The sequence below is a fragment of the Streptomyces sp. NBC_00659 genome, assembly GCF_036226925.1.
GTDB lineage: Bacteria > Actinomycetota > Actinomycetes > Streptomycetales > Streptomycetaceae > Streptomyces.
In genome coordinates, this window is record NZ_CP109031.1 from 384,524 (window position 1) to 397,991 (window position 13,468).

Annotated in this window: 12 protein-coding genes and 1 tRNA gene; 4 read left to right on the forward strand and 9 right to left on the reverse strand. The window is 71.3% G+C overall.

Annotation, left to right across the window (positions count from 1 at the left end):
* Positions 1-25: 25 nt before the first annotated feature.
* From OG410_RS01585 to OG410_RS01615, 7 genes are all read right to left on the reverse strand, one after another.
* The gene (locus tag OG410_RS01585) at positions 26-727 is read right to left on the reverse strand and encodes an HAD family hydrolase (protein ID WP_329297396.1); all 702 of its coding nucleotides are present in this window, start codon (positions 725-727) and stop codon (positions 26-28) included.
* 213 nt (positions 728-940) lie between these two features.
* The gene (locus tag OG410_RS01590; RefSeq protein ID WP_329297397.1) at positions 941-1,990 is read right to left on the reverse strand and encodes a hypothetical protein; all 1,050 of its coding nucleotides are present in this window, start codon (positions 1,988-1,990) and stop codon (positions 941-943) included.
* Between the two features lie 283 nt (positions 1,991-2,273).
* Entirely contained in the window at positions 2,274-3,431 is a 1,158-nt protein-coding gene (locus OG410_RS01595) for a vWA domain-containing protein (protein WP_329297398.1), read from the reverse strand.
* Positions 3,432-3,472: 41 nt separating this feature from the next.
* Entirely contained in the window at positions 3,473-4,684 is a 1,212-nt protein-coding gene (locus OG410_RS01600) for an AAA family ATPase (RefSeq protein ID WP_329297399.1), read from the reverse strand.
* Positions 4,681-6,546, reverse strand: coding sequence for an ankyrin repeat domain-containing protein (locus OG410_RS01605; protein WP_329297400.1), 1,866 nt, complete (start codon positions 6,544-6,546; stop codon positions 4,681-4,683). The genes OG410_RS01600 and OG410_RS01605 overlap by 4 nt, the downstream gene beginning before the upstream one ends.
* Positions 6,543-7,676 carry a gala protein gene (locus tag OG410_RS01610; RefSeq protein ID WP_329297401.1) on the reverse strand — a complete coding sequence of 378 codons (1,134 nt, stop codon included), beginning with the start codon at positions 7,674-7,676 and terminating at the stop codon, positions 6,543-6,545. The genes OG410_RS01605 and OG410_RS01610 overlap by 4 nt, the downstream gene beginning before the upstream one ends.
* A 108-nt stretch (positions 7,677-7,784) precedes the next feature.
* Positions 7,785-7,860, reverse strand: a tRNA-Arg gene (locus tag OG410_RS01615).
* 292 nt (positions 7,861-8,152) lie between these two features.
* Here OG410_RS01615 and OG410_RS01620 point away from each other — a divergent pair.
* The 4 genes from OG410_RS01620 (at position 8,153) to OG410_RS01635 (ending at position 11,608) form a co-directional block, all read left to right on the forward strand.
* Positions 8,153-8,545 (forward strand): hypothetical protein, encoded by a 393-nt coding sequence (locus OG410_RS01620; RefSeq protein ID WP_329297402.1) that lies wholly within the window; start codon positions 8,153-8,155, stop codon positions 8,543-8,545.
* Positions 8,546-8,950: 405 nt separating this feature from the next.
* Positions 8,951-10,108, forward strand: coding sequence for an MFS transporter (locus OG410_RS01625; RefSeq protein ID WP_329297403.1), 1,158 nt, complete (start codon positions 8,951-8,953; stop codon positions 10,106-10,108).
* 87 nt (positions 10,109-10,195) lie between these two features.
* Positions 10,196-11,032 carry an LLM class flavin-dependent oxidoreductase gene (locus OG410_RS01630; RefSeq protein ID WP_329297404.1) on the forward strand — a complete coding sequence of 279 codons (837 nt, stop codon included), beginning with the start codon at positions 10,196-10,198 and terminating at the stop codon, positions 11,030-11,032.
* A 27-nt stretch (positions 11,033-11,059) separates the two neighbouring features.
* Positions 11,060-11,608: a nucleoside deaminase gene (locus OG410_RS01635; RefSeq protein ID WP_329297405.1), complete on the forward strand. Its 549-nt coding sequence runs from the start codon at positions 11,060-11,062 to the stop codon at positions 11,606-11,608.
* 72 nt (positions 11,609-11,680) lie between these two features.
* Here OG410_RS01635 and OG410_RS01640 read toward each other — a convergent pair whose 3' ends face one another.
* Both OG410_RS01640 and OG410_RS01645 read right to left on the reverse strand, forming a co-directional pair.
* Positions 11,681-12,133 (reverse strand): cupin domain-containing protein, encoded by a 453-nt coding sequence (locus tag OG410_RS01640; protein WP_329297406.1) that lies wholly within the window; start codon positions 12,131-12,133, stop codon positions 11,681-11,683.
* 62 nt (positions 12,134-12,195) lie between these two features.
* Positions 12,196-13,461, reverse strand: coding sequence for an MFS transporter (locus OG410_RS01645; RefSeq protein WP_329297407.1), 1,266 nt, complete (start codon positions 13,459-13,461; stop codon positions 12,196-12,198).
* Positions 13,462-13,468: the final 7 nt, after the last annotated feature.

Sequence of the window (13,468 nt, forward strand, 5' to 3'; positions counted from 1 at the left end):
CCATTGTCTCCGCCGCTGTCGGCCGCTACGAGCTGGAGCGCGGCGAGGTGTCCCCCGCTCCCTCGAGCCGGTGAGGTGGGAGGTCCGACGCGAAGGCGAGGATGTCACCGACCGCATCGCGCAGGCTGTCGAAGTGACGGTGCACGCCGTTCTCCGCGTCGGCGGCGTTGACACCCCACACCGTCATCCCGGCACGCAGACCGGACTGCACCCCGGAGGGGGCGTCCTCGATGACCAGGCATTCCTCCGGTCTGGCGCCAAGTCGCGCGGCGGCCTGCAGATACGGCACCGGCGACGGCTTCCCTTCCGCCACGGCGGCCGCGTCCACCAAGACCTCAGGCACCGGCAGACCCGTCCGCGCGAAGCGTCCCCGTACCCGGTGCTCGTAGTTCGAGGTCACCAACGCCCAGGCCCCGGGCCTCAAAGCACTCAGCAGTTCCAAAGCGCCGTCGAAGGCCGTGTAGGTGCCGGAGCGAACGTCTTCGTCCTCCAGCTCGTGGAGTACGGCCAGGCACTCTCGGGGGTCCTTGTCCGACGCGACCTGCGCGAAGGTCTCCATGGGCCTCGTCCGCAGCGCCACTCGGTGAACCTCGTCCGGGTCCAGCCCGTAACGCTCTGCCCATGTTCGCCAGACCAGGCGCTGGTTCTCCACGGCATCGATCAACGTGCCGTCGACATCGAACAGGACATACCTCGCCGCTCCGGGACGACCGGGTTCACTGATCACGCGTCGATCATGCCATCAGGCGCCCGGCCAGATCACAGCGTGCTCTGGCCGGCCGGCAAGGCCGTTTGCAACACGGTCACGGACGAAAGCGCCAGCAAATAGGTGATATGGGGTTGATCTGCTGGGTACGCCTTCGCCAGGCGTACCGGGGCATAGATGCCGCCCAGGCGAACGTCGCAGGTCGGGCTGCCCAAGTGGTCCATGGCCTTGGGTTCACGGCATCAGTTCGATGTGCGGATGGTCCGGGGACACCGGGCAGACGTGGAGTTGGAGGTCGTAGCCGCCGATGATGTCGATCAAGGTGAAGTTGCCGTCCTGGGCGCCCAGGGGAGGCGGGGCCGGGTTCGTCCGTTCCTCCTCGGCGATCCAGGTCCCGCTGCCGCCGTCCCATTCCCAGGACGCGATGGTGAGGAGCGGGACCTGCTCGGTGCCGCACTCGGGGCAGGGGCGGGGCTTGGGGTCGGTGCGGGGCCAGCTGCTCCAGCCGCCGGTCTTCCAGCCGGGGGCGGTGGACAGGTTGTTCTGGTAGAGCTCGCCCGGGTCGTCCGCGTAACTGCTGTACAGCGCAGGGTCGATCGTCTCCCAGCGGCTCATGTCGTCCAGCTGGTCCCGGAGCTCCTTGGCCAGCTCCCCGGGGTAGGGGAACTCGGTGACCTGCTCCGGTGAGAACAGGCACGGCTCCGGGAGGTAGCAGTCCTGCTGGACGATGGGCGGCTCGGGCGGTGTGTCGAGGACGTCGGTGACGGTGGCGGAGGAGCGCCAGAAGAGTGCGGTCTTCGGGTGGGCGTGTTCCGCGTGGTCGAAGGGGCACCACAGGACCTGGAGGAGGTCCGCGTCGGGCGGGCGCGGGAAGGGGACGTCACGGGCATAGAGCTGGGCGACGGGGAGGAGGGGGATCGGGCCGTCGAACCACGGGCGGCCCACGTTGATCCGCTCCCAGGCCGCCAGTTCCTCGGGAGTCCACTGGGGTGCCTCGGGGTCGAGGCACAGCCGCTCGGCCGCTGCGGCGCGGTCGTGGCGGAGGAGCCGGATGTCGTCCGGTGAGTGGACCACCGGCGCCGCGCGACTGTCGTGCGGCTCGTCGCAGTACGGCCACGGCTCGTCGGCGGGCCACAGGAGCGGGCCGCCGACGGAGCTGTCGCGCATGGTCGGGGACCCGGGGCGCGGGTGCAGCCGGGTCGCCGTGCGCGCCAGCGGGGCCAGTTGAGGAAAGAGCGCGGTGACGTCGAACGGCCGCGGTGGGGTGGTGAAGATGGCGTTCACAGCGGTGATGCTGCCAGCAGCCTCTGACAATGGGTGTACCGATCCACGTCAGGTGACACCACACAGCTTCCCTGAGTCAGCAGGCGGACCGGAGGAAGAGGAGCGCGCACGATGGTCACGACTGTGGACTCCGCCGAGCCGACCGACCACGGTCCCCGGCGCGGTGGAGACCACCGACAGCTGCGACCTGGCCCCGAGGTCTCCCTCCCGTCTCCCTCCCCTTGACCTGGGATCGACCGGTCAGCGGCCGCGGCCGGTCAGGGCGTGCACCGGGCTCGCGGGGTCAGGTGGGAATCCGTACCGTCTCCACCCAACTCGGGGGCTGCGGTGCCGTGGAGCCGATCAGGGCCGCTATGACCCGGCAGGACGGATTCCCGTCGGGCCAGGGGGTGAAGCCGTCGGTGAGGACCACGACGATGTTCGGGCGGTCCGGTGTCGCGAGCGCCGCCTCGATGCCGACGCGCATGTCCGTGCCGCCACCGCCGCCCAGGGTGATCTGCTCGGTGGCCGCCACCCGGGACACGGCGTGCACATCGGCGTCGCAGGCCAGGACGGTCACGCGGTTGCCCCGTACACCCACCTCACGCAGGACACCCGTCACCTCCGAGAGGGCGGCGGCCAGTTCGGCGTCGCCCATCGAACCGGAGGTGTCGATGACCACGGCCACCCTCGGCAGCGGGCGGCGCAGACTCGGGAGGACGACGCCGCGCAGTGCCGGGGTGCGGCGCGAAGGGCGGCGATAGGTGTAGTCGACGGCTCCGCCCGCCCAGGCCGCGGCTTCCCGGACCGCGCCGGACAGCGCCTGCCGCCAGTCCACCGTGGGTTCCAGGATCTGCTCGGCCCAGCGTTGCCAGCCCCCGGGCAGGGTGCCGCGAGTGCGCTGATGGGCACGCATCGCGTCGGCGGTCTGGCGCCGCAGTGCCTGCGCCTCGATCTCCCCGATCCGTGCCGACCCGGCATCCCCCCGCAGCTCCCAGGGCCCGGGCCGGCCGTGGGCGCCCGATCCGCAGTCCGGCGTCCGCACCTGCGGTGGCAGCCGGTCGACGTACACCTCGAACAGCCGGCCCTCGGGAAGGCCGAACAGGCGGGGTTCCATGCGCCCCTCGGGCAGCCGGAGACCGTCGGCGAGCAGATCGTCGTTGATCTCGCAGTCCTGGGCGACGTTGACGCGGTGCCAGTCGCGCTGGGCGGCGGCGGGGAGCCGCTCCGCACGGCCGTGGTGGTCGCGCAGCAGGTGCGCCACCTCGTGCACCCACACGCCGGCGAGCTCGGGCACCGCTGTCGCCTCGACGAAGGCAGGGGACACATAGCAGCGCCAGTGCCGGTCCACCCCCATCGTGGGCACCTGCGTGCTCGGCACCACGGTCAGGGAGTACAACGCGGCCGCCAGATACGGCCGGTCGCTCGCCGCCCGGTAGCGGGCCGCGAGCAGTTTGGTCATGTCCAGGGCCCCGCGGGAGTCCTCCGTGGTGCCCTCGCCCCTCACCGGCTGCCGCCGGGCAGCGCCCCCGACATCTGCAGCAGGTCCAGGAACCCGTCGATGCCGGGCGGTACGGGCCAGTCGAGCTGCCGCATCATCGCGAGGTCGGTGGCGGCCCGGGCGGCCACGTCCGGTACACCCGCGTCCACGGCCTTCGCCAGCACGGTCCAGCCGGCCTCCCACCGGGGCCGGGTGAGGTCGCTCTGGATGGCGGCGACCACCGCGATGAGGAACGCCAGTTGACGGTCACCGCGTTCGGGCAGGGCGAAGGCGTCCGGGTCGGCGAGGACGCGGTCGGGGTCGGGCAGGTCGAGGTGTTCGAGGTAGGACAGCAGCTCGAGGCCCGCGCCGTCCCCGACGGCACCGGTCAGCGCGGCGGCCAGCGCCTCTCGGCCGGCGCCGGCCGCGTACGCGGTGGCGAGCAGCTTGAGCGCCATCTCCCAGGTCCGAGGGGACGGCCAGGACCGGCCGCGGCTCTCGGCGTCGCCGGGGATGTGGTGGACCAGGCCGGGCCGGGCCGTCAGAAAGCCGGAGATCGCGCCGCGGGCCCGGGCGACCGCGCCGGGCACCTTGGCGGCGCCGACGACGGGCACGGTCACCTCCGGCCAGGTGCCGGCCATGCCGCGGGCGACGGTCCGGGGGTCGTGAGTCCATTCGAGGTGGACGAACCGGTTGGCGAGGGGTGGGCTGAGATGCCAGCCGTCGGCCGCGCTGGAGGGCGGGTTGGCGGCGGCGACGATGCGTACCGCCTCCGGCAGGACCAGGCTGCCCACCCGTCGTTCGAGCACCACGCGCAGCAGGGCCGCCTGCACGGCGGGCGGCGCGGAGGAGAGTTCGTCGAAGAAGAGCAGGCCCTGTCCGGCTCGCGCGAGGCGGACCGCCCAGTCCGGCGGGGCCATCGGGACGCCGGTCGTGGCCGGGTCGTCACCGACGATGGGCAGTCCGGCGAAGTCGGAGGGTTCGTGCACGCTGGCGATGACCGTCTCCAGCGGCAGGCCGAGCCCGGCGGCGAGCTGTTCCAGCGCCGCCGACTTGCCGATTCCGGGTTCTCCCCACAGCAGCACGGGCTGATTGGCCGTCACGGCGAGCGCGAGCGCCTCGAGTTGAGGGTTGGCGGCGGCTTCGGTGCGGTGCGTACGCAGTCTGCGGTTGAGGTCGTCCGCGGCCGCCAGCGGGCCGGACGGCGCGGTGGGGGCGGTCACGTCGGTGCTCAAAGGGGCAGCCTCTCCTCGTCACCGGGCTCGTCGACGGACTCGTCCGCGGGCTCCTCGCCGGGCTCGTCATAAGGCTCGAAATCGTGGTCGGGCTCGTCGGGCTCGTCGTCGTAGTGCTCCGCCTGCTCCTCCATCCATTCGTCCCACCACTCGGCGCCTATGCCGGGGTGCTCCGCCTGGACGCGCTTCCGGAGGAAGGCCAGGTCGTGCCGCTTGTAGCGGCGGACGATCTGGGCCAGCGACAGATCGGACTCGTCGACCGCGTCGAGCCGTGCCCCGGCGGCGACGAGCGCCTCCACCAGCGCCTTCGAACCGAGGTCGTTGACCGCCACGTACAGCGGTGTGCGTTCCCGCTGGTCGCGGGCCTCAAGGTCGAGTCCCTCCGCCAGCAGGCGCGGCAGGAGCGGCTCGTGGTCGAGGAGGTTCAGCAGGTGCAGCAGGGTGCGGCCTTTGGGGTCCCGTACGCGCGGGTCGACACCGGAGTCGAGAAGTTCCAGCACGCCGGGGGTGTCGCCGTGCTGGACGCGCAGGAACAGTTCGTTGCGCTGAGCCCGCAGCGCCTTCGGCAGGCGGCCCTCGCCGGAGGTCCACGTCTGCTCCATCGCGAAGCATCCGGCGACGGCACCGCCGAAGGCGCGCAGGGCGCGCTCGCGCTGTTGTTCCTCGTCGCTGTGCGGCATGGTCAGCAGGCCGCCGGGGCTGAAGGCCACCTCGTGCCATTCCCCGCGGCACCTGATCCGCACCGGTTCGGGGAGCGTCGGGCCCGGCGGGCCGACCGGGGATGCCGGGACGGGGAGGGCGGGGAACAGTGCCTCGCGGACGAGCGGATGAAGGTGCTCCGCCGCGATGCCACGGGCGCGCATGAGGTCGAGGTCGGGGAGCCTGCGCCACAGGGCCTCGGCAAGCAGGGGATGGCCCTTGACCTCGTCCCGGTCGACGGTTCGCATCAGCAGTCCGCCGGACTCCGCGGGCTCCAGCAGGATGTGGGTCCGCCAGTGCGCGGCGATGACGAAGCGGTCGCCGACCCCCTCGGCGATCTGCCGGCGGATCTCCGACTCCAGACGGGTGTGCTCGAGCGCGATCCCGCCCAGGAGCTCCTCGAGGGCCACCAGCCGGCGCGAGTTCTGCGGCCGGGTCAGGTCCGCCTCGATGCCGGCGGCGGCGAGGGCGGCCTGTGTCTCGCCTTTCTGGTGCAGCAGTGTGGCCCACTCGGCCAGCGCCGCCGGGTCCCCCGCGCCGGGATCGGCCGTGGGCAGTTCGTCCGTGCCGCGCGGGGTGGCGTCGGCGCGGAAGAACGGCGGCCGGTCCGTGCCGCCGCCGCAGCGTTCGAGCAGTTCGCCGGTGTGCCGTGTGTCCCACAGATGCCGCGCCGACCGCCAGTCCTCGGTGTCCGGCTCGAAGACTCCCGCGGCCCGCTCGTTCTCGACCGTGCCGAACCGCAGGGCGATCCGCTGCGGACCCTCGACCATCGCGGGCGTGGTGATGTGCAGGTACGGCGTGGTCAGGCGGTTCTCGTCGGCCGCTTTCGGGCGGTAGCGCGCCAGGACGACCGTCCGGTCCGTGGCGAGCGTGGTCCGCCCGCCGAGCAGGCGCGGCAGATGCCAGCGCAGCAGGTCGGGGGCGAAGTGACGGAGGTCGTCCTCCAGGGCCGTGGCGACGTCGTCGCCGCAGTGGTCGGCCACCTCGGACAGCTCGAAGGTGATGTCGACGTTGGCCGCCGCGCAGGCTCCGCGCCAGTCACCTGCCAGCCGGGACGCGGTCGCGCGTTCGATCATCCAGCGGGGCACGGCGTACCGGCGGATCCGGCGTCGGCTCGACGCCTCGTCCGCGGGGAAGCAGCGGAGTTCGCCACGAGAGCTCAACGGTAGACGCTCCCTATCGCGCGCAGGTCGGGGTGCGCCCTGCCGACGGGGCGCAGGCGCCGGGTGAAGGACCGCTTCACCTTGCGGGGCAGGCCGGGTCCCAGGCCGACGTACTCCAGGGGCGTGTCGTCGGGGACGGCCGCCAGCAGGGTCTTCGCGCCCCGTCCGGTCAGACCGGTGTGGCACAACTCGAGCCGGCGCAGCGGGCTGCCGGGCAGGGCGGTGGCCAGCGCGTGGGCGCCTTCGTCGCCGGTGGTGTTGGCCGGGGCGCCGAGGCTGCGTTCCGACAGCGGCCGGCCCAGGTCGAGCGCCTCGATGCCGCCGAGGGAGTCGGCGAGGGCCCGGGCACCGGTGGGGCCGATGCCGTTGCCGCCCAGACCGAGGCGTACGGGCCGCGCGGGATCGGCGGCCGCGGCGAGGATCGCGGCGCCCTCGTCCCCGAGGTGGTTCGCGGGGAGGTACAGCTCGCGCACGCCAGCTTCACGGATCAGCGCCGCCAGGAGCGGGGCGGCGTCGGCGGTCAGCCCGTTGCCGCCGAGGAAGAGTCGTTCCACCGGGCTGGGCCGGTTGGTGAGGGTCTCGCACAGGGCTCGCAGACCGTCGGTGGTCAGACCGGTGTTGACCAGGTCGAGGGTGCGCAGCGTGGTGTTGCTGCGGAGCATCGCGGCGAGGGCACGGGCGCCGTGGTCGCCCACCGGGTTGCGCTTGAGCCACAGGGCGTGGACGGTGGCGTCCGTGGTCAGCGCGTCGGTGAGCGCGGTGACGCCGTCGGGGCCGATGCGGTTGCAGCCGAGGTAGAGCGTGTGCAGGCCATGGCCGTCGGCGAGTGCGTCGGCGACCGTGCGGGCTCCCTCGTCGCCGATGGCGTTGGTGCCGAGCAGGATGTGCGCGGCGTGCGGGGAGGCCGCGGCCACGGGCATCAGCCGGGCGGCGCCGCCCGCTCCGAGTCCCTGCTTGCACAGGTCGACACGTCCGTCCGCGCGCACGGTGCCGAGCGGGAACGCCTCGTCGGCCTCGACCGGCAGGGCGGACCGCAGTCGGGTCAGCAAGGGCTCCAGCGCGGCGGGTTCGCTGATCGGGATGTCGGGGTGCTCGATCGCGGGGCAGCGTACGGGTGTCGGCTGCGTCATCACCACTCCACCGGTCCATTGCCGGTGCCCGGCGCGCCGAGGGCGGCATCCATCGCCCTCCGCCCGCCAGGGTGAACCGACGCCAATCGACTTACTCCACGACAAGGGTGGCAAGGCCGGCCGGATTCGAACCGACGTCCTCCAGCTCGATGCTTGGGCGCGACGACCTCTGCGCTACAGCCTTGCCGCGGTGATCATAACCACAATCACGTCCGCGTTCGAACCCAGTTGGGCGCATCGGGGACCGGACGATCCGGTCGGGGAGGTTTGTCGGGCACTCCGGACGGCCCCACGGATTTTCGCTGGGTCCTTCTCCGCCCCGCGTGCTTCTCCGCTCGGCGTGCTTCTCCGCTCTGCGTCTGTCTCCGCTCTGCGTGCGAAGCCGGTCCCGGCCGTTCCGATGGCCGGGCTACGATCCGGACGCGATCTCCGGACTGGATACTGTCGGAACTGCCGTCGAGCCGGGGGAACATGACATGACCGTCGCAAGGATTCTGAGACCCACTCTCGCCGCCGCTCTCCTGGCATCGGCCACCGCCTGCGGAGCGTCCTCCGGGCCGGACACGTCGTCGGGCGCGACGGCCGGCCCGACGGCCGTCAAGACGCATGGAACGGCAAACCCCCAGCCCGTCAGCGCCGCCATGCCCGATGTCATCGGCGGCAATGCAGGGCGCGCGTTCGAGCAGATGGGCTCCGAACTCGACATGACGTTCAAGGACGCGAGCGGACGGGGCCGTTCCGTGGACGATCCGGCCGAGTGGAAGATCTGCGGCTCCCAGCCGGGCCCGAACCAGCAGATCACCGATTTCCCGGTGGTCTTCGAGGTGATGGAGGTTTCGGAGAGCTGTCAGGACGCGACGCCGAACTGACGGGTGCCCGAGGCCTGCCGTGGTCCACGGTCCGAGGGGCTGGATGACTCGGTCGTCGCCCGGCATGCCGGCCGACTCGATGGCACGGCCGTCCTGGCGGACTCAGCGGTGGGCGAGGCGGGTACCTTCGTCCGCACGCCGTCTTGGCGGGACTCCGCGGTGGGCAAGGCGGGCACTTGCATCCGCACGCCGTCTTGGCGGACTCCGCATCTGGCGGACGGGTACCTTCGTCGATGTGTCCGAGAAGACTACGCACGCCTTCCGCGCCCCGTACCCGGCCCGGACGCACACCCGGTTGACGCCCATGACCGGATCGCGGTGATCACGCCCGCGGATCCGTCCACGGCCCCGGCCTCGTCGACCGGCCGTTCCGGGGCGCCGGCTGCCGGGCGGAGGCGGGCAGCGGTGGCCGGTATCCTGACCGCCGCGTTCGGCGGCTTCGCCAGCTTCAACGTGACGCTCTCCGCGATGCCCGCGTACGCCGTCCGGTCCGGCGCCGGACCGTCGGGGGCCGGAGTACTCACCGCCACCCTGATGGCGGCCACCCTGGTCGTCCAGCCGTTCACGCCGCGGCTCTTCGCCCGGCTCGGACGCCGGTACTCCCTCGCCCTCAGCGGTGTACTGCTCGCCCTGCCCTGCCTGTTGCTGCCCGCCGCCACGACGATGTCCACGCTGGCCGGCCTCGTGGCGGTACGCGGGCTGGGTTTCGGCGTCTTCGTCGTCGCCGGCGTCACCTTCACCGCCGAACTGTTCCCGCCCGGCAGACGTGGGCGAGCCATCGGCTGGTACGGCGCGGTGGTCGGAGTCGCCGGAGTCCTGGGGGCTCCCCTGGGCATCGCCCTGGCCCGGCAGGAGGCGTACAGGCTCGCCTTCGCCCTGGCGGCGGGCACGGCCGCCCTGGTCGTGGCCGGCTCGTTCGGCCTTCGCCGTGGAACGGAGGCGGCTCACCGGGCAGGACCGAGGTCCGGCCGCTCGTGGACCCTGCGCGGGACTTGGCGATCGCTGCGGCCCATGACCGGCCCCTTGTTCGTGGAGGTCGCCTCCACCACCGCCTACGGCGTCGTCTTCACGTTTCTGCCGCTCACCGCCTCGGCCGCGCCCGAGGCGCTCCTTGCCGCGCAGGCCTCCACCGTGCTCGCACGGCTCGGCGCCGGGTGGCTCATCGACCGCCACGGTGGCCGCCGGGTGCTCGTACCCGCCGTCGTGGTCACCACTCTCGGCACTGCCGCGGGTACGGCCTCTCACGAGACGGCACTGCTGCTGATCGGTACCGCCCTGTTCGGAGCGGGCTTCGGAGCCGTCCAGAGCGCCACCCTGGTGCTCGTCATGGAGGCGGCCGACGACAGCCCCGCCGGTCTCGGCGTCGCCGGGGTCGCCTGGAACGTCGCCTTCGACGGCGGTACGGGAGTCGGCTCGCTCGCGGGCGGCCCTCTGCTCTCCGTGGGCGGCCCGTCCCTCCTCTTTCCGGCGACGGCGGCCGTCCTGGCCGTATTTCTTCTCGTGGACTTCCTCACGGCACGCCCGCCGCATTCGAAGAATGGCGACCCGGCGCGCGAAGCCTGACACCCCGCCGCTCGCCGTACATTCGGATCCTCGAAGGGCTTGGTGTCAACCACCCGACCACGGCGCACAGTTGCTAGTGTTGGGGGCATGCGGATAGGCGTGAATGTTCCCAACTTCGGGCCCGGCACGAACCCGGATGTCCTGGCCCGCTGGGCCAAAACCGTGGAAGGTCTCGGGTTCGACCTGTTGATGCTCTCCGACCATGTGGCGATCACCTCGGACGTCGCCAAACAATATCCCGCCCCATTTTATGAACCTGTCACAACTCTCGCCTGGCTGGCTGGAATTACTACCAGGGTCAAACTGGGTACGACCGTGCTCATCGCCCCCTACCGACACCCCTTGCTGGTCGCCCGCATGGCGGCCAACCTGCACCAACTCAGCGGCGGCCGGCTGATCCTCGGCGTCGGGGTCGGGTGGGCCCGGGAGGAGTTCGAGGCACTGGGCGTCCCCTTCGAGCGACGCGGCGCTCTCACCGACGAACTCTTGCGGACCATACGGACGGCATGGGAGAACGAAGCCGATTATGGCTGCGGACAGGTTCCGATCTGGGTCGGCGGAAACAGCGACGCCGCAATGCGCCGGGCCGTGCGTTTCGCGTCTCCGTGGCATCCGCTGCGGTTCACGATGCCCTGGTTCAGGGAGGCCCTGAACCGACTCAACAGTATTTCATCCGATCTCGGCAAGCCGGTCCCCGAGTTGGTTCCACGCACATTCCTCCGGATCACGGAGAAACCGATCGACCACCCGGATCGCCGGGCGGGCGAAGGCACCATCGAGCAGATTCTCGAGGACCTCGAGGAATTGCGTCGCGCCGGTGCCGAGACCGTACTGCTCGATCCCTACCACGGCGATCCGAACGAGACCTTGCGGCCCGAGGTGGCATGGCAGGCACTGGCCACCGTGGCCGCCCACCGGCCATAGCCGACACCTTCCAGAAACGGAGCAACAGTGGCCCCCAACGACCACGACCTTCCCGAGAGCGGTACCCCCCGCGCCGGCACCGTCGGCGAAGCCGAACTGCCCTACCTGCGCCGCTGCGTCGAGCTGGCGGCCGAGGCGGTGGAGGCCGGTGACTGGCCGTTCGGATCCGTGCTCGTCGACGCGGACGGCAAGATCCTGGCCGAGGAACGCAACCGTGAGTCCACCACCGGCGACCCGACCGCGCACCCGGAGTTCGAACTCGCCCGCTGGGCCGCGGCCCACCTGAGCCCCGAGGCACGAGCCACGGCGACCGTGTACACCTCGGGTGAGCACTGCCCGATGTGCGCGGCCGCGCACGGATGGGTCGGGCTGGGACGGATCGTGTACGCGAGCTCGTCCCAGCAGGCTCGGGACTGGAAGGCGGAGTGGGGCGTGCCCATCACCTCGCCCTTGAGTCCACTGTCCATCCAGGACGTCGTCCCCGGTCTGGACGTGGCGGGCCCGGTTCCGGAACTCGCCGAGCAGGTACGAGACTTGCAGTGGCGCTTCCGTACCGGGAACAGCACGACCGGCTGACCGCCGCACGAACGCCGGGGCCTGGCAGCGGAATCCGCTGCCAGGCCCCGGTCGTTCCCACGTGTCCGCGGATCAGACCATGAACTGGTCGTACTTCGCCATGTGCTCCTGCAGTTCCTCCAGGCTGGGGTTGCGCCCGTTGGCCGTGAGGCGCCCCAGGCCGCGGAAGTAGTCCTCACGGTTGTAGATCGGGTAGAACATGATGAGCAGCGTGGCGTCCTCGTTGCCCCTGTTCGTGAACCCGTGCGGCTCGCCCTTGGGTATGTAGGCGAACGCCCCGGGCTCACCCACCACCTTGCGGTCGCCGATGGTGAACTCGATCTCGCCCTTCACCACGTAGAACATCTCGGTGGACTGCTTGTGGATGTGCGGGCTGGCACCGCTCGCCTCCGGAGCCATGTGGTGCTCGAAGAAGCCGAACTCCCCGTCGGAGTCGGCCGTGGTGAGCTTGAGGTAGGTCCTCTTCGTGTCCCGGATGTTGACGAACTCGCCTTCGCCCGAGGGAACATACAGCGGAACGGACATTTCTCTCCTTGGATGCTGATCAACTGTGCTGAATCGACTACGGGTTCGGCGTGCGGGGGTGGTTACGTGGCCTCGGCCAGACTCGGGTCCGCCGGCGTCCTGCTGTCCGCCTGTGCCTGCGCCCACCGGCCGATGAGCGGCGCCGCCAGGCCGCAGACGGCGAACAGCGCGGCCAGGACTGCCCAGCCCGTGGCACCGCTCGTCACGACCACACTGACCAGGACCGGGGCCGCGATCTGCTGGACCGCCACGCCCAGCCAGAAGACCGAGAGGTAGACGCCTTCCTCCCCGGGCACCGCGAGCAGATAGGACCCGCCCCAGCCACCGGCGGACTGGAACAACTCGCCGCCGGTCAGCGCGACCATGGCCAGCAGCAGCACCCCGACGGCCAGGACGACCGGCAGCTTCGGCGCCGCGACGAGCAGCAGGCAGCAGACCGCGAGGCAGATCCCGGCCCGCACCAGCGCCCGCGCCGCTCCGGCGATGGTGTCGGTGTCCCGGCTGGCTCGGACCTGCAGAGCGACCGCGAGCACGGTGTTGACCGCGACCAGGGGCGAGATCAGCGCGGAGGAGACAGCGGTGTGCCCGACGATCCACAGCGGGATCCCGATGCTGAGCAAGGTCATGTGCATGGTGAGCACCGCGTTGATCCCGGTGAACGACAGGAACGATCCGTCGCGCAGCACGCTGACCGAGAAGCGACGGCGCAGACTCTTCGCCGGGGCGCTGAGCACCGGCAGCCGAGCGGCCAGTGTCGCGAGTACGGCGAAGGAGGCGGCGTTCACCAGCAGGATCGCGGAGTACCCCGCCCGGCTGTCGATCAGGAGCCCGATACCGCCCAGCAGGGCGCCGACCGTGAAGCCGACGTTGCGCAGCGACCGCAGGATGGCGACCACCCTGACCCGGTCGTCGGTCGCCGTCGCCTGCCCGACCAAAGCCTGTTCCATCGGTGCCGCCGCCTTGTCGACCAGGCCGAGCAGACACACCACGGTCAGGAACTGCCACAGGTTCTGGACGAACGGGTAGACCACGAAGCAGGCGCAGCGCCACAGGCTCACCCCGACCAGTACCTTCTTCGGGCCGATCCGGTCGGCCAGGATGCCGATCGGTATCGCCGTGCCCAGGGCGATGGCGGCGGACAGCGTCAGGCCGAGACCGAGGCTGCCCTCCGACAGCCCGACCGACCTGGTGATGAACGGCACGGACACGGCCAGGAAGGCCCCGGTACCCACCGCGTCGATCATCGCCATCACGGCCAGCCGGATGCCGACCGAGCCTCCGGGCATGGATCCGCGCCATGCGCGGACGCGCTGCCACAGAACAGACATGTGTTTC

Bases quoted from the DNA above. Each gene is read 5' to 3' on its own strand.
- OG410_RS01595 (WP_329297398.1), bottom strand. From the start codon at position 3,431: ATGACCAAACTGCTCGCGGCCCGCTACCGGGCGGCGAGCGACCGGCCG.
- OG410_RS01610 (WP_329297401.1), bottom strand. From the start codon at position 7,676: ATGACGCAGCCGACACCCGTACGCTGCCCCGCGATCGAGCACCCCGAC.
- OG410_RS01645 (WP_329297407.1), bottom strand. From the start codon at position 13,461: ATGTCTGTTCTGTGGCAGCGCGTCCGCGCATGGCGCGGATCCATGCCC.
- OG410_RS01640 (WP_329297406.1), bottom strand. From the start codon at position 12,133: ATGTCCGTTCCGCTGTATGTTCCCTCGGGCGAAGGCGAGTTCGTCAAC.
- OG410_RS01620 (WP_329297402.1), top strand. From the start codon at position 8,153: ATGACCGTCGCAAGGATTCTGAGACCCACTCTCGCCGCCGCTCTCCTG.
- OG410_RS01630 (WP_329297404.1), top strand. From the start codon at position 10,196: ATGCGGATAGGCGTGAATGTTCCCAACTTCGGGCCCGGCACGAACCCG.